Raw genomic sequence first — 21782 nt, 5'->3', positions numbered from 1 at the left:
GGCCGGCCGGCGGGTCTCGGCGGCGCGCCGACCACGCTCTCGGCCGGCACGGCCGCCTGTGGTGGCCTCATGGCGGTCACCGGACTCTCCTCCCCTCGGCGGTCCGGTGGCCGGTCAGGCCGGTGGGCCGCGAGCATGCTCGATCGCGTGCTGATGTTGCCTGGCCGGCGGGGGTCCCCGTCGGCGTGTGTGCCGTGTCCGGCCGTACCCGGTGCCGGGTCGTGCCATGCGGCGCGCGGTACCGCTCGGGTACCGGCCCCGCCTCGCGCCCGGCCCGCTCTGCCCGGGAGCCGGCCACCGGTCCGGTGCGCCGGACCGGCGTCGGGCGGGCGGCCCCCGGCCGGGTGCCCCCTCGCCCGCAGGTACCCGGCTGCCGGCGTACCGGCCGCGGGCGCGCCGCGGTTCCGTCCGTCTCCGGGAGCCCGGAGACCGTCCGGGCGCAGTGCCCCCGGGGTCAACGCCGCCGACCGGTCGAAGGTCACGGCCGTTGCGCAGCTTCGGCTCGGCCACCCGGGGCGCCGGGCGGTCGTGCCGCCGCCGTCACCGGGGTGCCTGTGCCCCCGTTCCGGTGCCGTCCGAGGCCGGCCGCACCCGGTGAGGGCGTCGGCCGGGCCTGTCGTGCCCGGCGGGTGGGCGGTGCGGCCGGCGGGCGGCCCGGGTGGCAGCCGCCGAGCCGGTGCCCGACGGCCGTCAGGATACGGTGCGAGGGTCGCGGCGCCCGCACCGGCAACACCGTGAGCGGCGGCGCGACCGCTGTGACCTGCACATACCGAGGAGTTGTATGTCCACCGCCAGCCGGCTGCCCGGGATCGTCACGACCGACCACGTCTTCCAGCTGCCCCTCGACCACGCCGCCCCTCAGGGCGAGCAGATCGAGGTGTACGCCCGCGAGGTGGTCGCCCCGGGCCGGGAGAGGGACGACCTGCCCTGGCTGCTCTTCCTCCAGGGCGGGCCCGGCGGCAAGGCCGGACGCCCGCTCGGCCGCGACGGCTGGCTGGAGCGCGCCCTCGACGACTACCGGGTGCTCCTGCTCGACCAGCGCGGCACCGGGCGGTCCACGCCCGCGAACCGGCAGAGCCTCGCCCGGCGCGGCGACGCCCGGCAGCAGGCGGACTACCTCGCGCACTTCCGCGCGGACTCGATCGTGCGCGACGCCGAACTGATCCGCCGCCGGCTGCTCGGCGAGGACCGCCGGTGGAGCGTGCTCGGGCAGAGCTTCGGCGGCTTCTGCACCCTCACCTACCTCTCGATCGCGCCCGAGGGGCTGCAGGAGGCCTTCATCACCGGCGGCCTGGCCGGCCTGCGCAGCTCGGCCGAGGACGTCTACCGGGCCGCGTACCCGCGGGTCGTCCGCAAGAACGAGGGGCACTACGCCCGCTACCCGCAGGACGTCGAGGCGGTGCGGCGGATCGCCGCGCACCTGGCCGCCTCCCCCGCGACGCTGCCCGGCGGCGGGCTGCTCACGGTCCAGGCGTTCCAGACCCTCGGGATGCTGCTGGGCGGCGGCAGCGGCTCCGGCACCCTGCACTACCTGCTGGAGGAGGCCTGGATCGACGGTGCGGGCGGTCCCGAGCTGTCCGACACCTTCCTGGCCGGTGTGCAGGCGAAGCTCTCCTTCGCCGAGGGGCCGCTGTACGCCGCGCTGCACGAGTCGATCTACGGGCAGCGGTCGGTGGACCGGGCCGGGACGGAGTGGTCGGCCGAGCGCGTCCGCGAGGAGTTCCCGGAGTTCGACGCCGGGGCGGCGCTGGAGTCCGGGGCGCCGGTGCTGTTCACCGGCGAGATGATCTACCCCTGGATGTTCGACACCGATCCGGCGCTGCGGCCGCTGAAGGAGACCGCGGACCTGCTCGCCGCCCGCACCGACTGGCCCGACCTCTACGACCCGGCGCGGCTGGCCGCCAACGAGGTGCCCGTGGTGGCGGCGGTCTACCACGACGACATGTACGTCGACACCGCCGACTCGCTGGAGACCGCCCGCGCCGTGCGGGGCCTGCGGACGTGGATCACCAACGAGTGGGAGCACGACGGCGTGCGGGTGAGCGGCGGCAAGGTGCTCGACCGCCTGATCGCGATGGCCCACGGCGAGGCGTAGCCGCCACGGCCCCGGTCGTCCAGGGCGCGGCCGGACGAGCCGCGAGAGGGCCGACCGGGCGGCGGCCCGGGCACGGGCCAGGGCGCACCCCGTGCCGTCGGCCGGCCGGAGCACCCGCCCCGGCCTGCCGACGGACAGGCGGACCGGGCGTACCCGGCCGCCCACGGTGTCCACGGTGTCACCCGGCATGCCGGGATCCGCTCGCCGCGCCCCGGACGCCCCGGCAGCGGCCCCGGCGTCCGACCGGTCCGTCGGGCGGCCCGCCGGTCAGCACGGGCGCCCAGGGCGACGGGCGGCCCAGCCGCAGCCTGCGCTCGGGGCGCTTCGACACGGCCGGCCGACACCCCGTGAGGAGGTCCGTCCGCTGTCCGCCCTCGGCAGGGCCGGACCCGCCGGGCCCGGTGGGCCCCTCGGCGGGGCGGCCGGACGGTGCGGTGTCCGGGCCGGCCGACGGGACGGGACCGGCCTGGCCCCGCCGGGCGCGCCGCCGCCGCGACCTGGCCTGGACCGGGGCGGGCGGCCGGTCCGGTGCGGGGCCCGAACCTCCCGGCGGGCCACCGTCCGGGCCGGGTGCCGCGTCACGGCCCTGGTCGGGGCCTCCGCCCCGGTCCTGGTCCTCGTCCGGGTCGCGGTTCTGTTCGCCGCCCCGGCCGGGCTGTGCGCCGCCGGCCGGACCGCCCTCGCCCGGCTGTACGCCCTCGGCACCCTCGGCACCCCCGGCGTCCTCCGCGGCTCCGGTTCGCCGGCGGCGCTCGGCATCCGCCCGCGCCAGCAGCACGTCCGCGGTGACGCCTCCGTTCAGCGACTCGTAGAGCAGCTGGGCCAGCAGGTACGACGGATCGAGCCGGAGCGCGTGGGCGAGCACGACCCGGGCCGTCGCGACGTCCCCCGCGGCCCAGGACACCCAGGCCAGCAGGGTGAGCGGGGGCGGGGCGCAGCCCGTGTAGGGCGGCACGCAGCGCCGGGCGAGGAAGCGCCAGAGCCGCTGGGCCGGCGCGAGCTCGGCGGGCCGGGCGTACTCGGCGGCGCGGTCCCGGATGCGCCGGTCCTTCAGGGCGAAGAGCAGCTGGGCCGTCCGGTGCTCGTCGAGCTCACGGGCCCCGGCCATGAACTCGGCCACGGCCTGGTCGAGCAGCTCGGCGCCCTGCTCCGGGGAGAGCACCGGCCCGTTCCGCCCGGCTCCCCCGCCGCCCTCGGCCCGGGCCAGCGCCTGCCGCTGGGCGTCCGCACCCGGCGGGCCGATCGGGGCCAGCCCGGCGACGATCGCCTTGCGGCTGCCGCGCGGCGCCAGACCGGCGAAGGTGGCCGCCGCGGCCACCGGCCCCGGGTCGGGCGCTTGCCGGACCGGGTGGCCAGCCGGGTCGCAGCAGCCCTCGCGGCGGCAGAGGAAGGACCACCACCGGCCCAGCGAGACGCAGAGCGACTCCCTCACCCCCACGCCGCGGCTCTCGAACTCCGCCCGCAGCTCCGACGCGAGCGGTCTGAGCCGGTCGAGCACGGGCGGGCCGTGCTCGTTGCCAGGGTCCTGGCAGAGGTAGAGGAGCACCTGGGCCGGGCGGCGGTCGCGCTGCTCGGACAGGCCGACGAGCAGCGCGGCCGTCTCCTCGGCGACGGCCGGCCACTGGGCGGGCGACTCCGGGATGTCCAGCCGGATGACCCCGCCCTGGTGGAGCTCCGGCCCCTGGAGGCCGACGGCGACGATGCTGTCGTCGGGGAAGAAGCCGAGCAGGTAGGGCAGCAGCTCGGCCATGTCGGCCGGGCCCCGCATGGTGACCGGCCGCGGGCCGGAGGGCCGGCCGAAGGGGAGCGCGATGCGTTCGTTGTTCATGGCCGGAAGACTGCCGCAATTCGCCGGCGCCTCCGGATTCTTCTTTTTTCCTGTGGATAAAACCCGCCTGTGGATAAAACCTCCTCCTTTCGGGGCATCCAGCGCCACTCCCCCGAGGGACATTTGACGGACGTTCAGCCGGAGAGCCGATGAAATGCACCGCCGGCCCACCCGGCCGTGCGCCACCGCCGTTCGCCCGTTGTCGGCCCTTCGGGGTTACATGGACGGCATGCAGCAGCCGCAGACCCACACCACCGACACCGGGGCCCCCGCCACGTCCGGCACCGCCACGGCCGCCGACCGCGCCGAGGTCCGGTCACGGGCCGAGGCCGTCCTGCGCGAGCTCGCGGGCCCCGCCGCCACGCTCCGCGACGACCAGTGGACGGCCATCGAGGCCCTGGTCGTCGACCACCGCCGGGCCCTCGTGGTGCAGCGCACCGGCTGGGGGAAGTCCGCCGTCTACTTCATCGCCACCGCCCTGCTGCGGGCCCGCGGCACCGGGCCGACGGTGATCGTCTCCCCCCTGCTGGCCCTGATGCGCAACCAGGTGGAGTCGGCGGCCCGGGCCGGCATCCACGCCCGCACCATCAACTCGGCCAACACCGACGAGTGGGACGCGATCCAGGCCGAGGTCGCGGCCGGCGCGGTGGACATCCTGCTGGTCAGCCCGGAGCGGCTGAACAACCCCGACTTCCGCGACCAGGTGCTGCCCAAGCTCGCCGCCTCCACCGGCCTGCTGGTGGTCGACGAGGCCCACTGCATCTCCGACTGGGGCCACGACTTCCGCCCCGACTACCGCCGGCTGCGCACCATGCTGGCCGACCTCTCGCCGGGCGTCCCGGTGCTGGCCACCACCGCCACGGCCAACGCCCGCGTCACCGCCGACGTCGCCGAGCAGCTCGGCACGGGCGCCGGCGACGAGCACGCCCTGGTGCTGCGCGGACCGCTCGACCGCGAGAGCCTCACCCTCGGCGTGCTCTCCCTGCCCGACCCGGCGCACCGGCTGGCCTGGCTGGCCGACCACCTCGACCGGCTGCCCGGCTCCGGCATCGTCTACACCCTGACGGTCGCGGCCGCCGACGAGGTGACGGCCTTCCTGCGCGAGCGGGGCTTCCCGGTGGCCTCCTACTCCGGCCGCACCGAGGACGCCGAGCGCCGGACCGCCGAGGCCGACCTGCTGGCCAACCGGGTGAAGGCGCTGGTCGCCACCTCCGCGCTCGGCATGGGCTTCGACAAGCCCGACCTGGGCTTCGTCGTGCACCTGGGATCCCCCAGCTCGCCGATCGCCTACTACCAGCAGGTGGGCCGGGCCGGGCGCGGCGTCGACCGGGCCGAGGTGCTGCTGCTGCCCGGGCGCGAGGACGAGGCGATCTGGCGCTACTTCGCCTCGCTGGCCTTCCCGCCCGAGGAGCAGGTCCGCCGCACCATCGACGCCCTCGCCGAGGCCGGCCGGCCGCTCTCCACCGCCGCCCTGGAGCCCCGGGTGGACCTGCGCCGCGCCCGGCTGGAGACCATGCTCAAGGTCCTCGACGTGGACGGTGCGGTGCGGCGGGTCAAGGGCGGCTGGACGGCCACCGGGCAGAGCTGGGCGTACGACACCGCCCGCTACGCCAAGGTCGCGGCCTCCCGCGAGGCCGAACAGCGGGCCATGCGCGAGTACGCGGCGGGCACCGGGTGCCGGATGGAGTTCCTGCGCCGGCAGCTCGACGACGACCGCGCCGCGCCCTGCGGCCGCTGCGACAACTGCGCCGGGCCGCTGCACGACGCGGAGGTCTCCGCGGAGGCGCTGGACGCGGCCCGGGCCGCGCTCGGCCGGCCCGGGGTCGCCTTCGATCCGCGGCGGCTCTGGCCCACCGGCATGGACGCGCTGGGCGTGCCGCTCAAGGGCCGCATCCCGGCCGGCGAGCAGGCCGAGACCGGCCGGGCCCTCGGCCGGCTCTCCGACATCGGCTGGGGCAACCGGCTGCGCAGCCTGCTGGCCGAGCAGGCACCCGACGGTCCCGTCCCCGGCGAGGCGGTGGAAGCCCTCGTCGCGGTGCTGGCCGACTGGGCCCGCGGCCCCGGCGGCTGGGCGGGTCCCGCGACGACCGAGGGCACCCGGCTGGACCGGCCCGTCGGCGTAGTGACCATGGCCTCCTCCACCCGGCCGCAGCTGGTCGGCAGCCTCGGTGCCCGGATCGCCGAGATCGGCCGGCTGCCCCTGCTCGGGCAGATCGCCTACGCGACCGGGCGGCCCCCGCACGGCGCGCGCAGCAACAGTGCCCAGCGGCTGCACTCGCTGGCCGGCGCGCTCGTCCTGCCGCCGGAGGTGGCGGCCGCGGTGGCCGGGGCGGGCGGTCCGGTGCTGCTGGTGGACGACCTGGTCGACTCGGGGTGGACGGTGACCGTGGCGGCCCGGCTGCTGCGGCAGGCCGGGGCGAGCGCGGTGCTGCCGCTGGTGCTGGCCGTGCAGGGCTGACCCGGCGGGACGGGACCGGCCGGACCGGAAGGCCCGGCCGGACCGGACCGCCGGAAGGTCATCACTCGAATGGAGTAATGGAGGGGATCACCGGTACACCGGCGCGCACAGCGCGGCGCGAGCGGGGAGAGGGGGGCGATGATGTTGCCGGAACTGCGGAGAGACCCTCGGACGGCCGCCCGGATCACGATCCGGCGCCACCCGACTGGCTCGCCCGCCGGCGTGGGATATATCCGGCAGAACGTGGGCTTTCGGGCGGCGTTCATCATTTCATCGTTGCCGCTCCACCCCATCTGCCCTGAGAATTGGACGGTACCCGGAACCCGGTCCGACGGACCAGGACTTTCGCGTACGCAAGTACCCGCGCGCCCGTGGGTCGGGAAGGAGGATCGTGATCAACGGTATCGGCCGAGGTCAGTATCCCCTCGCCCGGAGCTCGTCGCCCAGACGGCTGCTCGACCTGGAGACGTGGGCGGCCGCGGGGATCCCGTTGCTGCGCGATCCGCGCGAGTTCGTCCTGGAACTGCACCAGCGCCACCTGCCCCAGCCGGGCACGGTCGTGGTCGCCGTGCTGGACGGTTCGCACCGGCTCACCGCCTCGGCCTCCTTCGCACCCTGGCCCCACCACACCGACGGCTGGCAGCACCGCAACGCGATCCTCACGCATCTGCGCCAGGTCACCCCGCACGACCTGCGGCAGGCCGCCCCCACCCGGACGGCCGTGCTGCTGCGCTGCCGCGAGGGCACGGCCGGCTGGACGGAGCAGGACGGCGCCTGGATGTGGGCGCTGCAGGACGCGGCCGTGCTGCACGGGCTGCGCTGCGGCTCGTACATCGCGCTGACCCCGGCGGGCTGGCAGATCCTCGGCGACGAGCGCGGCGGGCGCAATCCGCACGCCGGATCCTGGGCGGAGGGCCCGGTCCACACCGTGACGGAGCTGCCACCCCGCTCGGCGCGGCGCCAGCCGGCGGAGCGCGGCCAGCACGGCGACCGGCCGCAGCGCCCCCGGGCGCCCGAGCTCCCGTGGGCTCCGGCCCGGGTCGCGGCCATCGAGCCGGCCCGGCGCACCGGTACCCGCTGACCCGACCGCCACCGGGGCGGCAGGCCGTGGCAGCACCCACGGACCGCATGCCGCGGCAGGCCCGGAGCGCCCGGGCCCGGCACCGTACGGCGCCGGGCCCGGACCGCCCCGCAGACTCGACGACCCGCAGGCTGGCCGACCCGCAGGCTCAGCACGCACCAGGACTCAGGGTCGGTGTGCCAGGACTCAGGCAGGGACCGGGCGGCCGGCGCGCGCTCCGGCTGCGGCTGCCGCGGCTGCCGCAGCAGGGCCCGCGTCGCCGCAGACCACCACGAGCGCGGTCGCGTGGCCGAGCGCCTTGCGGTACGCCTCGGCGGCGAGGTCGGCCGTGCCGCCGTTGACGACCAGCACGACCACCTCACGGCGGACCGGGCGGGTCAGCCCGGCGTCGGCGTAGAACACGTCACCGCCCTCGGCGAGTTGCGCCCAGTAGCGCTCCTCGCCGAAGGACAGCTCGTGCTGCTGCCACGGGTGCGCCTCGCCGACCGTCAGCACCAGGACGGAGCCCGGGGTGCGGCCGGAGTCCAGCAGCAGGTCGACCGTCTCGTCGGCGCGGTCCACGGCCTGGGCCGCCGTGGCGGCGACCTGCTGGACCGCGACCTGCGGCGCGGCCGGTGCCGCACGGCGCGGGCCGGGCTTGGGGATCTGGGCCGTGCGGGCCGGCGGCCCCGAGGGGTCGGCGCGCGGCGGCGCCGGCCGCGGCGGCGCGGGACGGGGCCCCGGCACCGTGGCCGGTGCGGTGGTGGCGGCCGACGGTGCGGCCGCGGTCGAGGGTGTGGCAGCGGTCGGGCTGCCGGCGACAGGGGTGCGAAGGGCTTGTGCGTCCGACTCGCGGGGGAAGGGAACGCCGGGGCCCGGGAGGCTCTCGTGAATCTCCGGCTCCTCGGGGAAGACAGGCATACCCGGATATCTATCAAATGCCGGTCGGGCGCGCACGGGCGCCCCACCCCTTGGGCGCCGCGAACCTCCCGCGGACACCCCGGCAATTCCCGACGGAACGTCAGAAACCGAGCGTCAGCTGTTCGTCGGCGGGGCCGTCGGCGATCCGGTTCCGCTTCAGGTGGCGCCACCTGGGCAGCCCGTCCAGGTACGCCCAGGAGAGCCGGTGGTGTTCGGTCGGGCCGAACTCCTCCAGCGCGGCACGGTGGACCGGGGACGGGTAGCCGGCGTTGTCGGCGAAGCCGTACGCGGGGTGCGCCTCGCCCAGTTCGGCCATCATCCCGTCGCGGTGCACCTTGGCGAGCACCGAGGCGGCCGAGACGCAGATGCACGACTGGTCGCCCTTGATCACGGTGCGCACCCGCCAGGGTCCGCCCAGGTAGTCGTGCTTGCCGTCGAGTATCACCGCGTCCGGCTCCACCGGCAGCGCCTCCAGGGCACGGACGGCGGCCAGCCGGAGCGCGGCGGTCATCCCGAGCTCGTCGCACTCCAGCGCCGTGGCGTGACCGAGCGCGTACGCGGTGACCCAGTCGGCGAGCACCGGGGCGAGCGCCTGGCGGCGCAGTTCGGTGAGCAGCTTGGAGTCGGTCAGCCCCTCGGGCGGCCTGCGCAGACCGGTGACGGCCGCACCGACGGTGACCGGGCCGGCCCAGGCACCGCGCCCGACCTCGTCCAGGCCGACGACGATCTTGGCGCCGGCCCGGCGGAGCGAGCGCTCGACGGAGTGCGTCGGCGGGACGATGGGCATCACGGTGTCCTTCGGCTGGGGCAACCTCCAGCCTAAGCCCCGCCCATGGCCGCCCCGACCACCTCCACCGGCACCCGCCCCCCACGCACCCGCACCCCCGCCCGCACCCCCACCCGCACCCCCACCCGCTCAGGCGCGGATCAGCGGGACCAGCACCTCGTCCACCAGCTCGGTCACGTACCCGCGGCCGATCGGCCGACCGCCGCTCTTCACCCGGTACAGCAGCATCGCCGGCGCCACGTCGGCGACCAGCGGGTTCACCGCACCGGGGCGCACGTCACCACGCTCGGCACCCCTGCCGAGAATGTCCAGAATGGCGTTCTTGGTCGGTTCGAGCACCCGCTGGCCGATGAAGTCCTTGAAGAAGACGGCCTGTTCGTGGTCCAGCTCGGCCATCAGCGCCTGCACGGCGCCGCCCGCCCGGGAGTCCATCGCGTGGACGAAACCCTCGATGAGCAGCAGCAATTCGGCACGGGCCGACCCGAGGTCCGGGGCGCCGTCAGGGCGTGGCAGAGTGGAGTCCAGGGCGTCGATGACGAGTTCCACCTTAGACGCCCAACGCCGGTACAGCGCGGCCTTTCCGGTCCGGGCGGCTCCGGCGACGCCTTCCATGGTCAGCCGCGCGAATCCGCCGGAGGTGAGCTGGTCGAGTGCGGCCTCGAAGATGGCCCGCTCCAACTCCTTCCCCCGGCGGCGCATCGGCCGGGACAGGACCTCGGCGGCCGCCTTCATCGGGCACAGCGGCGCGGGGACGGCCACCGGGGTGGGCGGAACAACGGCGGCCGCAGGTCCGGCAGCCCTCCCCCCGGCGGCGGCCGGAGGCTCCGCCGGCCGCTCGACCGCAGGCCCCTCGGCCCGCTCCGCCGTCCGGCCGGTCGCCCTGATCGCCGCCTGGCGCCGCACCAACTGATCCATAGTCACCAACCCTAGAGAACGCTTGCGTTCACAATCTTGCTCAGGATATCGTCCAGCTTAGTGAACGATCCCGTTCCTTCATAGCTCGCGGGACGCCGCCGAGCCACACCGGACCCTGGGTCCGCAGCATACGAAGCAATAGCCAGCAGGGGGCATCAACTTGGCTATCTCCGACACACTCAGCAAGAACTCGCCATCGCAGAGCGACCCGGGCCGGAACAAGGGCATCACCCTGGCCGTCATCGCGGCCACGCAGCTCATGGTGGTGCTCGACGCCACCATCGTGAACATCGCGCTGCCGCAGATCAGGGACGCGCTGGACTTCTCCACCACCAACCTGTCGTGGGTGATCAACGCCTACACGCTGACCTTCGGCGGCCTGCTGCTGCTCGGCGGCCGTGCGGGCGACATCCTCGGCCGCCGCCGGGTGTTCGTCGCCGGCACACTGCTGTTCGGCCTGGCCTCGCTGCTGGGCGGCTTCGCGCAGGACGGCGGCATGCTGCTGGCCGCCCGCGCGCTCCAGGGCATAGGCGGGGCGATCTGTTCGCCCACCGCCTTCGCGCTGATCGCGACCAACTTCGAGGAAGGGCCCGAGCGCAACAAGGCCTTCGGCGTGTTCTCGGCGGTGGCCGGTTCGGGCGCGGCCATCGGCCTGCTGGCCGGCGGCGTGCTCACCGAGTACCTCGACTGGCGCTGGGTCTTCTTCGTCAACGTGCCGATCGCGGTCCTGATCGCGGTCGCCGCCCCGCGCTACATCGCCGAGTCGGAGCGCACCGAGGGCCGCTTCGACCTTCCCGGCGCACTCACCTCCACGCTCGGCCTGGTCGGCCTGGTCTACGGCTTCATCCGCGCGGCCTCGGACGGCTGGACGGACCCGCTGACCCTCGGCTCCTTCGCCGCCGGCGTGCTGCTGGTCGCCGCGTTCCTGGTGATCGAGAACCGCACCTCGCAGCCGATCACCCCGCTGCACCTGTTCGCCAACCGGAACCGCACCGGCGGTCTGGTGATGATGCTCTGCATCGCCGCGGCCATGTTCGGCATCTTCTTCTACGTCACGCTGTTCGTGCAGGGGCCGCTCGGCTACAGCCCGTTGAAGGCCGGCTTCGCGTTCCTGCCGATCAGCGTGTCGATCATCATCGCCGCGCAGGTCGCGTCCACCCTCCAGGTCAAGTACGGCCCCAAGCCGTTCATGGCGGGCGGCGCACTGCTGGTGACGGTCGGGCTCAGCTGGCTGACCCAGATGAGCTCGGACAGCGGCTACCTGGACGGGGTGCTCGGCCCCACGGTGGTGTTCGGCTTCGGCATGGGCCTGATCTTCGTCCCGGTGATGCTGCTCTCCGTCGCGGGGATCGCCGCCGAGGAGACCGGTGCCGCCTCCGGCCTGCTCAACTCGATGCAGCAGATCGGCGGTTCGCTCGGCCTGTCGATCCTGACCACGGTCTTCGCGCACTACGCGACCGAGGAGGGCAAGCGTCAGCTGCCCGGCTTCCTGGCCACCGCCACGCCGGAGCAGCAGGCCGAGTTCATGGCGAAGCACGAGTTCCCCAAGGGCACGGGGGCGGCCAACGAGGTGCTCGCGCAGGGCATTTCGCACGGCTTCATCGTGGGTGCGGCGCTCGCCGCCCTCGCGCTGGTGATCGCGGTCGTCGTGATCAAGGCCAAGGCCGACGACCTCGGGTCGAACACCTCGGGCATCGCGATGCACTGAGCACGACACCGAGTGCGGCGCCGAGTGCGGCGAGGGCCGGCCGGGAGCAGCACGCTCCCGGCCGGCCCTCGCCACATCCGCCCCGTCCCCGTCCCCATCCCCGCCCCCACCGCGGCGGAACGACGATCAGTACGCGTCGAAGAAGTCGCGCTGCAGCCCCGCCTTACTGCAGGCGTCCGAGGCCGAGTTCCCGTTGCCGACCGGCGGGCGATCCAGCAGGATCCCCCGGGAGCGCGACTCGGCCAGGCTGGTGGCGTACCAGGGGGAGGCCTTCTCGGGGAGGTCGAACCACAGCTTCTCCAGCGCGCAGGTCCGCTCGACGCGCGGCAGCCGGTCCAGGGCGGGGACGGCGTCCAGCGAGAGGTCGCGGACGTTGCGCAGGTCGATCTGGTTCGTGCGCTCGAAGCGGGCGACGTTCTGCTCGGCGACGATCGCGTCCGGGCCCATCAGTCCGTACACGGCGGCGGTCAGCATCCCGCTGAGCACCACGGCGCGCGGCAGCCAGGCGGCGCCGGAGCGGAGCAGCCCTGCCGTGATCAGCAGCAGGAAGACGACGCCGAGCCAGACCTCGACGACCAGGACCCAGAGCCGGAGCCTGGTCAGCCCGGAGGCGTCGACGTAGTACCACATCCGGCCGAGCGCCGAGGCGACCACGACCAGGGTGAGCAGGCAGAGCACGCCGAGCAGGATCCGCGCCAGCCGGCGGTCGGCCGCGGTGCTGCGCGGCGCCCAGCGCTTGGCGACGGCGACCACGACCAGGGTCAGCACGGTGACGGCCATCAGCTGCCAGAAGCCCTGCCGGGCGTACTCGGAGCGGCTCATCCCGGTGTTCTCCATGATCGAGTCCCGGCCGCCGAGCACGACCACGGCCTGGACCAGGGCGAACGCGCCGAACATCAGGTTGAGCGCGGTCAGCGGCAGCGCCCACTCCAGGCGCCCGCGCTCGCGGCCCGGGCGGACCACGGTGCGGTCCCAGCGGCGCGGGCCGGCCGCGATGTGGGCGAAGCCCAGGGCGGTGGTCAGGCCGAGGAGGAACAGCACCGCCCGCAGCGGGATCTCACCGACGTTCATGCTGGGGCTGAGGTTCCCCAGGACGTCCGCCATGGCCGCGTCGGCGCTGGCGAACAGTGAGCCGAAGACGACGAGCAGCACGGCGGCCACCACCACCGCCTTGAGCACCGGGACCACCTTGCCGCGGCCGGGCAGGTCGGCACTGCGCAGCCCCTCCCGGGCCCAGCGCAGGCCGGGCACGAGCTGCCAGAGGATGCCGGGCAGCGCGAGCAGCACACCGGGCCAGCGGCGGCCGCCGTGCAGAGCCAGCGAGGCCAGGGCGAGCGCGCAGCCGATGGCGAGGGTGGTCGGCCAGCCCGCGTCGGAGAGCGCGGGGACGGCCAGCATGGCCAGCGCGAGCACGCTCCAGGCCACCGTCCACGGGCGCAGCGTCCGGCCCGCCGACCAGGCGGCCAGGCCGGCCCCGACGGTGGCCGCTGCGCCGCAGATCAGCAGGTTGACGCCGAGGCCGTCGCCCAGCAGCCAGGCCGTCAGCAGGCCGGTCAGCAGGGCGGCGAGCAGTGTCCGGGGCGTGGCCGGGGCCTTGGCCGACGGGTCGCTCGGGCGCAGCCACTGGAAGGGCCGCGGGGCCGGCCGGGCCGGCGGGCGGTAGGGGTTGGCCGGGCCGGCCGGCGGACGGTAGGGATCGAAATCCGCGGGGCCGGCGGTAGCGGCGCCGGGCCCCCCGGGCCCGGACGCGGGAGCCCCCGGACCACCCGGCACGGAAGCTGCCGAACCGGAGACCCCCGGCGCGGAAGCCGTCGGACCGGATGCCGCCGGACCGGAAGTGCCGGGATCGGACGGCCCGTCGCCCGGTGCGGGCATGGAAAGACCTGACACGAGTTCCCCCTCGGGGTCGGTGGGCATGCGGAAGCCGCCCTGGGGGCAGTCCGCCGGCAGGCGCCCGGAGCGCCGCGACTGCAGCAGACTGTAGACCATTCTGAACAAGTTCAAAAATGTCGGGGCGCCTCTGTCACAGGGCTGTGACAGAGGCGCCCCCAGGCCCCGCCCCCGACATGAGGGCAGGTCAGCGAGTCGCCGGGATCCGTCCGCTAGCCCTTGACGGATCCGGCCAGCAGGCCGCGGACGAAGTACCGCTGCAGGCCGAAGAAGACCGCCAGCGGGACGACGATCGACAGGAACGCCCCCGCGGTGAGCAGCTCCCAGCGCCCGCCGAAGGAGCCGGACAGCTGGGCGAGCCGGACGGTCATCGGCGCCACCTCCGGGGTGCCGCCGGCGAAGGTCAGCGCCACCAGCAGGTCGTTCCAGACCCAGAGGAACTGGAAGATGGCGAACGAGGCCAGCGCCGGCGTGCAGAGCGGCAGCACGATCGAGCGGAAGATCTTGAAGTGCGAGGCCCCGTCCACCACCGCCGCCTCCATCAGGTCGCGCGGCAGCTGGGCGATGAAGTTGTGCAGCAGGAAGACCGCCAGCGGCAGCGCGAACATGGTGTGCGCCAGCCAGACCGGCGCGTAGGTGCCCTTGAGGTCCACCGCGGGGATCAGCGTCACCGGGCCCAGGTGCGCGCCGCCGGAGAACAGCTTCAGCAGCGGGACCAGCGCCATCTGGATCGGCACCACCTGGAGCGCGAACACCACGAAGAACACCGTGTCGCTGCCCCGGAACCGCACCCAGGCCAGCCCGTACGCGGCCATCGCCGCCAGCACCAGCGGGAACACCGTCGCCGGGATGCTGATCGCCAGCGAGTTCACCAGGAACGGCATCAGGCCGGTGGAGACGCCGGAGCCGCCCTCGAACAGCACCGTGTGGTAGTTGGAGAGGCCCAGGTCGGGGTGGACGAAGACGTTCCACCAGCCGTCCGCGGTGACGTCCTGCTTGGGACGCAGCGAGGTGGCGAGCAGCCCGAGGGTGGGGACGGTCCACAGGACGGTCACCGCGATCACGAAGAGCGACGCGAGCGGGCTGCCGAAGGCCGCCCGGACCGGACCGCCCCCGGACCGCAGGCCCGCCGGCGGACGCGCACCCACCGAACGCCAGGCTCCCATCGAACGCCACGCAGGTCGCCACGCACCAGCCGGACGCCGTGCACCGGCCGAACGGAGCACGCTCATCGGACCCCACGCTCCTTCCGCAGCTGGACGATGTTGTAGGCCACCAGCGGCAGCACGGCGAGGAAGAGGATCACCGCGAGCGCACTGCCGCGCCCGGTGTTGAACTGCACGAAGGACTGCGAGTACATCTCGTTGGCCAGCACCTGGGTGCCGAAGTTGCCGCCGGTCATGGTGCGGACGATGTCGAAGGCCTTCAGCGTGGTGATCATGACGGTGGTGAGCACCACCACCACCGTGGTGCGGATCATCGGCACGGTGACGTACCAGAACAGCCGCACCCCGCCCGCCCCGTCCAGCCGGGCGGCCTCCGTCACCTCGTCCGGGATCGCCTTGATCGCGGCCGAGAGCACCACCATCGCGAAGCCGGTCTGCACCCAGACCATCACCGCCATCAGCAGGAAGGTGTTCAGCGGCTGGGAGAGCATCCAGTTCGGCGGATGCTCCCAGCCGAGGGCGATGGCGAGCCGGCTGAGCAGGCCGATCTGCTGCTGCGAGGAGTCCCGGGACTCGTAGACGAACTTGAAGATGATCGAGGCGCCGACCAGCGAGATCGCCATCGGCATGAAGATCAGCGACTTGTAGACCGCCTGGCCGCGCATCCGGTCCACCAACAGCGCCAGCACCAGGCCCAGACCGGTCGCGGCCAGCGGCGCGACCACCAGCCAGAGCAGGGTGGTGACCAGGATCTTCTGCACCGAGTCGGTGCCGAACGCCCAGCCGAAGTTCTCGCCGCCGACGAACCGGCTGCTGTCGTCGTCGTACAGGCTCAGGTAGACGGTGCGGACCAGCGGGACGACCAGGCCGACCAGCAGCAGCACCACCGCCGGGCCGAGGAACACCGCGACGGCCAGCGGGCGGGCGAGCCGGCCGGAAGCCCGCCCGGCGGCCAGGAAGACCAGCAGCAGGATGCCGAGGAAGCCGGCGACGGCACCGAAGGTGTTGCCGAACTTGACGGCCGCGTCGCCCCAGGCACCGGCTGCCAGCGCGGTGCCGCCTGAAGGGATGGAGCCGGAAAGGGACATGGCGGTGCGTCCTCCCGTCCGGGGGAAAGGGGGCGGGCGGTGCGGGTGGGTGGCCCCGCACCGCCCTCGGCAGGTGGTCCCTGACGACCGCGGCCGCTACTGCGGCCAGGCCGCGTCGATGTCGGCGGCGGTCTTCTGGACGGACTGGCCCTCGGCGAACCAGGCGGTCAGCGACTTCCACTCCTGCCCGGCGCCGACCGCGGCCGGCATCAGGTCCGAGCCGTCGAAGCGGAAGGTCGCCGCCGGGTCGGTGAGCGCGTCGGCGGAGAGCCGGTCGATCGGGTCGGTGTACAGGCTCTTGTCCACGCCCTGATTGGCGGAGACCCAGCCGCTCGCCGTCTTCACCCGGCTGCTCGCCCACTCCGGGCTGGACAGGTAGTTCTGCACCGCCTGCACCTCGGGCCGGCTCGCGAACGCCGTCAGGAACTCGCCGCCGCCCTCGACCGGGTTGGGCACCTGCGGGTTCACCGCCGGCAGCCGGAAGGCGAAGATGTCGCCGTCCGGCCCGACCTTGGTGTCCTTCGGCCACTGCGCCTTGTAGAAGGAGGCCTGCTGCAGCATGGCGCACTTGCCGGTGAGGATCGGCGCGCCCGCGTCCTGGAAGGTCGTGGTGGCGATCGACTTCACGTCACCGTAGCCGCCGTTGACCCAGGCCGGGTTCTGCATCCAGTCCGCGACGGTCCTCATCGCCGTGGTGATCTTCTCGTCGGAGAACTTCACCTTGTGGCTCACCCACTGGTCGTACACCTCGCCGCCGTACGAGCCCAGCACCACCTCCTCCAGCCAGTCGGTGGCCGGCCAGCCGGTGGCCGTCCCGGAGGCGATGCCGCCGCACCACGGCCTGGCGCCGCCGGCCTTGGCGATCCGGTCGCCGAGCGCCATCAGGTCGGCCCAGGTCTTCGGCACCTCGTAGCCGGCCTGCTTGAAGGCCTTCGGCGAGTACCAGACCAGCGACTTCATGTTGGCGCTCATCGGCGCCGCGTAGAAGGTGCCGTTCACCGAGCCGTAGGTCTTCCAGACCGGGCTCCACTTCGCCTGGTTGGCGACGGTCTGCTCGGGCGGCTTCGCCACCTTGCCGCTCTTCACCATCTGCGCCAGCAGGCCCGGCTGCGGGATGATCGCGAAGTCCGGGGCGTTGCCGCCGGTCACCCGGACCGGCAGCTGGGACTCGAAGTCGTTGCTGCCCTCGTAGCTGATCCGGATGCCGGTACAGGAGCTGAACTCGGACCAGGACTTCTCCAGGTTGTCCGACTCCGGGCTGAGGATCGACGCGAACACCGTCACCGTGCTGCCCGAATGCCCCGCGTACGGCTGGTACTTGGCGCAGTCCCCGGCCAGTGTCCCGCCCCCGCCGCCCGAACCGCCGCCGGAGCCGCCCGAACTGTTGGAACAGGCCGCGGTCAGGGCCAGCGCCGCCAGCAGGGCGGGCAACGCGACCAGGCGGCGGGACCGGGTGGAGGGTGGACTCGACGGCGGACTCGTGAGCGGCACGGTCGGAGTGGGGGTCAATGCGGTCCTCCTCGCCAGGGCGCCGGGCGCCGGCAGTACGACAGAACGACATTGCGCTGTACCGGAGATCGACATGGACGCGGCAGGGGCCGGTTTGACGACGTTAACGCAGCCGCCATCCCTCGCCAAGGTCCGCGTTCGACCTTCGTCCGCACATACCGCAGTTGTGCCCCTGCGGCCCGCGGACGGACGGCAGCGGCCCGGCCCGGAAACACCCGCGCCCCCACCAGGAAACGGCGGCGGCCCCGTCCGGACCGGACGGGGCCGCACCGGGTCCGGCGGTCCTCAGGACAACCGGACCGGCAGCTCCCGCAGCGAGTTCACCACCAGCGACGGGCTCGGCCGCAGCTCCTCGTCCGGCACCGCCAGCGCCAGCTCCGGGAAACGCTCGAACAGCGCCGGCAGCGCCACCCCCGCCTCCAGCCGGGCCAGCGGCGACCCCGGGCAGACGTGCGGGCCGTGCCCGAAGGACAGGTGGCGGATCGGGTCCCGGGTGATGTCGAACAGCTCCGCCGTCACCCCGTGCTGTGCCGGGTCCCGGCCGATCGCGTTGTACGAGATCAGCACCGGCTCGCCCTCCGGGATCACCACCCCGCCGACCTCGACGTCCGCGGTGGTGAACCGGAACAGGAAGTTGCTGGTCGGCGGCGTCCAGCGGAGCGACTCCTCCACCACCGCGTCCCAGCCGACCTTGCCCGAGCGCACCAGCTCCAGCTGGTCCGGGTGGGCCAGCAGCGCCCGGACGGCGTTGCCGATCAGGTTGACCGTGGTCTCGTGGCCCGCCGCGATGATCACCCGCAGGGTGGCCGCCGCCTCCGCGTCGCTCAACGCCCCGCCCTCGGTGTCGGCCGCCAGCAGCACGCTGGCCAGGTCGTCACCGGGCGCCGAACGGCGCTGCGCCACCAGGTCGTTGACGAAGGCGTTCAGCCCGGCGATGGTCGCCTGGATGCCCTCCGGGTTCGGCCGGATGCCGAAGAAGCGCTCGTACAGGTCCCGCAGATGGCCGTGGTCGGTCTCCGGGACGCCGAGCAGCGAGCAGATCACCGTCATCGGCAGCGGGAACGCGAACACCGTCTTGAGGTCCACCTCGCGCTCCCCCGCCGCCAGCGCGTCCAGCAGGCCGTGGGTGATCTCCTCCACCCGCGGGCGCATCAGCTCCACCCGGCGCGGTGTGAACGCCTGTGCCACCAGCGCCCGCAGCCGCCGGTGCTCGGCGCCGTCGGTGGTCACCATGCTCGGACCGGGCACCGCCAGACCGATCAGCGGCCAGGTCTTCGGCACGTCGCCGCGCTGGTAGGCCGCCCAGTGCGCGGCGTCCTTCACCAGCCGGGAGTCGGTCAGCAGGTCGCGCGCGGCCGCGTGCTGCGTCACCGCCCAGGCGGCGACACCGCCGGGCAGCTCCACCGCCACCGCCGGACCGGCGGCGCGCAGCAGCGCACCCTCGGCCGCGTTGTCGCGCGCCAGCGGATCGAGGGCTATCGGGGCGTTCGGCACAACTCTCCTTGGGTTCCTGGTTCTTGCAACGGCCCTGGCTTCAACGGCCCTGCGGCTTCAACGGCCCTGCGGCTTCAACCGTCCTGGCTTGAACGGTCCCGGCCCGGCCCCGGCTCGCCGGCCTACCGGCCCGGGCCGGAATCAGCCCTGGTAACCCGGGCTGAACGACACCGGCAGCGCCACCAGCCCGCGCACCCACGCCGACGGACGCCAGACCAGCGCGTGCTCGGCCACCGCCAGCCGCAGGTCCGGCAGCCGGTCCAGCAGCACCTCGATCGCCGTGGTCGCGATCACCTCGGCCGCCTCCTGCGCCGGGAACGGGCAGCCGTGCTCGCCGTGCGAGTAGCTCAGGTGCGCCCGGTTGCCCTCCGCCGGACGGCCGTCCGGCTGGCGGACCAACGGGTCCGCGTTCGCGCCCGCGAAGCCCAGCAGCACCATGTCACCGGCGGCGATCCGCTGCCCGGCGAGCTGGGTGTCCCGGGTCGCCCAGCGGCCCGCGAAGATCTGCGTCGGCGTGTCCTCCCAGAGCGCCTCGTTCAGCGCCTGGCTGATGCTGCGCCGGCCGCCGGACAGCGAGGCCGCGAACCGCTCGTCGGTGAGCATCAGCCGCAGTGCGTTGGAGATCCAGTACGAGCAGGGCTGGTGGCCGGCGATCAGCAACACCCGCAGGTCCCGCATGATCTCGTCGTGCGACAGGCCCACCTCGTGCTGCAGCATCCGCGAGGCCAGGTCCTCCCCCGGGTGCTCGGCCTTCTCCTGCACCAACTCCAGCATCACGGCGAGCAGCCGCTGCGCCCCGGCGGGCGCGTCCGGTCCGCCGTCCAGCATCGTCAGCAGGCCGTCGATCAGGACCGGCGCCTGTTCCTCGCTCAGCCCGAGCATCCGGCAGAGCACCAGCAGCGGCATCCGGTGCGCGTACTCGGCGACCAGGTCGGCCTCGCCGCGGCCGGCGAACTCGTCGATCAGCCGGTCGGCGATCTCCTCGGCGTGCTTGCGCAGCTCGTACGGGTCGACGGCGGCCAGCGCGTCGGTGACCGCCCGCGAGCGGCGCACGTGCTCCTCGCCCTCGGCGTACAGGATCGAGGGCACCGGGGCCATCATCGGCCTGAGCGGCCAGTCCTCGGGGATGGTCTCCCAGGCGTTCCAGCGGGTGGAGTCCCGGCCGAACAGCTGCGGCTGGCCGGTCACCAGCTGCAGTTCGCGGTAGCCGATCACCAGCCAGGCCGGGACGCCGCCGGCCAGCTCGACCGGCGCGACCGGGCCGTGGACGGCCCGCAGCTCGCGGTAGAGCTGGGCCGGGTCGGTCTGGAAGCGCGGGCCGTACAGCGGGGTGGCGCCGGCGTGCGCCGGGCAGCCCGGCGGCGGGGTGGCGGCGGGCTCGGTCACGGGGTGCTCTCCTCGTACGGGGACGGGTCGGTGATGCCTTCTGCCGCGGTCAGGCCGGCCGGGAGCCCGGCGCCGGGGGCCCCGGCGGCGGCCGCCGCCTCCACCCGGGCGGTCAGGTGCCGGACCAGCTCGATCAGCACCTGCTTGCTCGACTCCCGGTCACGCGCGTCGCAGTCCACCAGCGGGACGTCGGCGGGCAGGTCGAGCGCCTCCCGGACCTGCTCCCGGGTGTGGGTGGGCTCGCCGAAGTTGTTCCGGGCCACGATGAACGGCGTGCCGTGGTGCTCCAGCCGGTCGATCGCGTACCAGGACTCCTCCAGCCGCCGGGTGTCCACCAGGACGACCGCGCCGAGGGCTCCGCTGAACAGCCGGTCCCAGAGGAACCAGAAGCGTTCCTGCCCCGGGGCCCCGAACAGGTACAGCACCTGGCTGGCCGAGAGCGTGATCCGGCCGAAGTCGAACGCGACCGTGGTGGAGCGCTTGCCCCAAGCGCCCGAGGGGTCGTCGATCCCCTCGCCCGCCTTGGTCATGGTCTCCTCGGTGTTCAGCGGACGGATCTCGCTGACCGCGCCGACCAGGGTGGTCTTGCCGACGCCGAAGCCGCCGACCACGACGATCTTCAGCGCGTTGTCGGCGGTCCCGTGCAGCGGGGTGCGCCGGGCCGCCGGGGCCTCAGAGCCGTTGGAGTCCATGCAGCACCTGCTTCAGCGTGTCGAGATCGGGCAGCCGGGCCTTGTTGGGCGCGAACCGGGGGTGGCGGGCGGTGATCGCCCCGGTCTCCAGCAGGTCGCCGAGCAGGATCTTCACCACCGAGACCGGCAGCGCCAGCTCCGCGGCGACCTCCACGACGGCGGTCGGGGCCTCGCACATCCGCAGGATGCGGACGTGCTCCGACTGCATGCCCGACGCCGGCTCCCGCTCGGCGACGATCAGGGTGACCAGGTCGAAGGCGTTCTCCGGGGACCGGCTGCGGCCCCGGGTGATGGTGTACAGGCGGTCCGGGTCGTCGTCACGGCCCGGTAGGACCGGCCGGCCGGTCATGCCCGGGCGCTCTCTCGCACCGCCGGGTCCACGTCCTCGCGGGCCGGGGCACTCAGGTGGACCCCGATCTGCTCGATCAGGCCGTGCATGTTGTGACCGACCACCCCCACGTCCGCGTCGTCGTCGGTCACCACGGCGAGGTGGGCGCCCTCGCCGGCCGCGACGATGCAGAGGATGCCGCCGTGGAACTCGGTCATCGACTGCCGCACACCGCCGCTGCCGTCCCCGAACTCGATCGAGGCGCCGTGCGCCAGGCTCTGCAGGCCGGAGGAGATCGCGGCCAGCTGGTCCGCCTGGTCGGTGCTGAGGCCGGCGGTGTGGCAGAGCTTCAGTCCGTCGGCGGAGAGCACCAGGGCGTGCCGGGTGCCGGGGGTGGCCGCCAGCAGGTTTTCCAACAGCCAGTCGAGGTCGCGATCGGTGGCGCTGCTCATGGGGG

Annotated in this window: 17 protein-coding genes; 4 read left to right on the top strand and 13 right to left on the bottom strand. The window is 74.1% G+C overall.

Annotated elements, in window-relative coordinates; genetic code table 11:
- Positions 1–781 precede the first annotated feature (781 nt).
- Entirely contained in the window at positions 782–2095 is a 1314-nt protein-coding gene (locus tag ABZ885_RS09320) for an alpha/beta fold hydrolase (protein WP_360185439.1), read from the top strand.
- Between the two features lie 178 nt (positions 2096–2273).
- Here the strand turns inward: ABZ885_RS09320 and ABZ885_RS09315 are convergent, their stop codons facing one another.
- Positions 2274–3923 carry a DUF4192 domain-containing protein gene (locus tag ABZ885_RS09315; RefSeq protein WP_360185436.1) on the bottom strand — a complete coding sequence of 550 codons (1650 nt, stop codon included), beginning with the start codon at positions 3921–3923 and terminating at the stop codon, positions 2274–2276.
- Between the two features lie 229 nt (positions 3924–4152).
- Between ABZ885_RS09315 and ABZ885_RS09310 the strand changes: the two genes are divergently transcribed.
- Complete coding sequence (locus ABZ885_RS09310) at positions 4153–6381, top strand: DEAD/DEAH box helicase (protein WP_360185433.1); 2229 nt, start codon at positions 4153–4155, stop codon at positions 6379–6381.
- 391 nt (positions 6382–6772) lie between these two features.
- Entirely contained in the window at positions 6773–7462 is a 690-nt protein-coding gene (locus ABZ885_RS09305) for a hypothetical protein (RefSeq protein WP_360185430.1), read from the top strand.
- 186 nt (positions 7463–7648) lie between these two features.
- Here ABZ885_RS09305 and ABZ885_RS09300 read toward each other — a convergent pair whose 3' ends face one another.
- The 3 genes from ABZ885_RS09300 to ABZ885_RS09290 form a co-directional block, all read right to left on the bottom strand.
- Entirely contained in the window at positions 7649–8362 is a 714-nt protein-coding gene (locus ABZ885_RS09300; RefSeq protein ID WP_360185427.1) for a hypothetical protein, read from the bottom strand.
- Between the two features lie 100 nt (positions 8363–8462).
- A complete protein-coding gene (locus ABZ885_RS09295; protein ID WP_360185424.1) occupies positions 8463–9149 on the bottom strand; it encodes a ribonuclease HII in 687 nt (228 codons plus the stop codon).
- A gap of 129 nt (positions 9150–9278) precedes the next feature.
- Complete coding sequence (locus ABZ885_RS09290) at positions 9279–10064, bottom strand: TetR/AcrR family transcriptional regulator (protein WP_360185422.1); 786 nt, start codon at positions 10062–10064, stop codon at positions 9279–9281.
- Positions 10065–10230: 166 nt separating this feature from the next.
- Between ABZ885_RS09290 and ABZ885_RS09285 the strand changes: the two genes are divergently transcribed.
- Positions 10231–11772 carry an MFS transporter gene (locus ABZ885_RS09285; protein WP_360185442.1) on the top strand — a complete coding sequence of 514 codons (1542 nt, stop codon included), beginning with the start codon at positions 10231–10233 and terminating at the stop codon, positions 11770–11772.
- Between the two features lie 126 nt (positions 11773–11898).
- Here ABZ885_RS09285 and ABZ885_RS09280 read toward each other — a convergent pair whose 3' ends face one another.
- From ABZ885_RS09280 to ABZ885_RS09240, 9 genes are all read right to left on the bottom strand, one after another.
- Positions 11899–13545, bottom strand: a complete 1647-nt coding sequence (locus ABZ885_RS09280) for a DUF4173 domain-containing protein (protein WP_360185419.1) — start codon at positions 13543–13545, stop codon at positions 11899–11901.
- Positions 13546–13874: 329 nt separating this feature from the next.
- Positions 13875–14810: a carbohydrate ABC transporter permease gene (locus tag ABZ885_RS09275; protein ID WP_360185417.1), complete on the bottom strand. Its 936-nt coding sequence runs from the start codon at positions 14808–14810 to the stop codon at positions 13875–13877.
- Positions 14811–14890: 80 nt separating this feature from the next.
- Complete coding sequence (locus tag ABZ885_RS09270; RefSeq protein WP_360185414.1) at positions 14891–15916, bottom strand: sugar ABC transporter permease; 1026 nt, start codon at positions 15914–15916, stop codon at positions 14891–14893.
- Positions 15917–16012: 96 nt separating this feature from the next.
- Entirely contained in the window at positions 16013–17425 is a 1413-nt protein-coding gene (locus tag ABZ885_RS09265; RefSeq protein ID WP_360185411.1) for an ABC transporter substrate-binding protein, read from the bottom strand.
- Positions 17426–17710: 285 nt separating this feature from the next.
- The gene (locus ABZ885_RS09260; protein ID WP_360185408.1) at positions 17711–18919 is read right to left on the bottom strand and encodes a cytochrome P450; all 1209 of its coding nucleotides are present in this window, start codon (positions 18917–18919) and stop codon (positions 17711–17713) included.
- A 141-nt stretch (positions 18920–19060) separates the two neighbouring features.
- Positions 19061–20305, bottom strand: a complete 1245-nt coding sequence (locus tag ABZ885_RS09255; RefSeq protein ID WP_360185405.1) for a cytochrome P450 — start codon at positions 20303–20305, stop codon at positions 19061–19063.
- Positions 20302–20997 (bottom strand): ATP/GTP-binding protein, encoded by a 696-nt coding sequence (locus tag ABZ885_RS09250; protein ID WP_360185402.1) that lies wholly within the window; start codon positions 20995–20997, stop codon positions 20302–20304. The genes ABZ885_RS09255 and ABZ885_RS09250 overlap by 4 nt, the downstream gene beginning before the upstream one ends.
- The gene (locus tag ABZ885_RS09245) at positions 20978–21346 is read right to left on the bottom strand and encodes a DUF742 domain-containing protein (protein WP_360185399.1); all 369 of its coding nucleotides are present in this window, start codon (positions 21344–21346) and stop codon (positions 20978–20980) included. The genes ABZ885_RS09250 and ABZ885_RS09245 overlap by 20 nt, the downstream gene beginning before the upstream one ends.
- Positions 21343–21777, bottom strand: a complete 435-nt coding sequence (locus tag ABZ885_RS09240; protein ID WP_360185398.1) for a roadblock/LC7 domain-containing protein — start codon at positions 21775–21777, stop codon at positions 21343–21345. The genes ABZ885_RS09245 and ABZ885_RS09240 overlap by 4 nt, the downstream gene beginning before the upstream one ends.
- Positions 21778–21782 lie beyond the last annotated feature (5 nt).

Origin of the sequence: Kitasatospora sp. NPDC047058 (genome assembly GCF_040643935.1) — a bacterium.
Classification (GTDB): domain Bacteria; phylum Actinomycetota; class Actinomycetes; order Streptomycetales; family Streptomycetaceae; genus Kitasatospora.
This window is presented reverse-complemented; position numbering and strand designations above follow the sequence as displayed.

Bases quoted from the DNA above. Each gene is read 5' to 3' on its own strand.
- ABZ885_RS09295 (WP_360185424.1), bottom strand. From the start codon at position 9,149: ATGCCCATCGTCCCGCCGACGCACTCCGTCGAGCGCTCGCTCCGCCGG.
- ABZ885_RS09320 (WP_360185439.1), top strand. From the start codon at position 782: ATGTCCACCGCCAGCCGGCTGCCCGGGATCGTCACGACCGACCACGTC.
- ABZ885_RS09270 (WP_360185414.1), bottom strand. From the start codon at position 15,916: ATGTCCCTTTCCGGCTCCATCCCTTCAGGCGGCACCGCGCTGGCAGCC.
- ABZ885_RS09240 (WP_360185398.1), bottom strand. From the start codon at position 21,777: ATGAGCAGCGCCACCGATCGCGACCTCGACTGGCTGTTGGAAAACCTG.
- ABZ885_RS09250 (WP_360185402.1), bottom strand. From the start codon at position 20,997: ATGGACTCCAACGGCTCTGAGGCCCCGGCGGCCCGGCGCACCCCGCTG.
- ABZ885_RS09310 (WP_360185433.1), top strand. From the start codon at position 4,153: ATGCAGCAGCCGCAGACCCACACCACCGACACCGGGGCCCCCGCCACG.
- ABZ885_RS09315 (WP_360185436.1), bottom strand. From the start codon at position 3,923: ATGAACAACGAACGCATCGCGCTCCCCTTCGGCCGGCCCTCCGGCCCG.
- ABZ885_RS09245 (WP_360185399.1), bottom strand. From the start codon at position 21,346: ATGACCGGCCGGCCGGTCCTACCGGGCCGTGACGACGACCCGGACCGC.
- ABZ885_RS09290 (WP_360185422.1), bottom strand. From the start codon at position 10,064: ATGGATCAGTTGGTGCGGCGCCAGGCGGCGATCAGGGCGACCGGCCGG.
- ABZ885_RS09300 (WP_360185427.1), bottom strand. From the start codon at position 8,362: ATGCCTGTCTTCCCCGAGGAGCCGGAGATTCACGAGAGCCTCCCGGGC.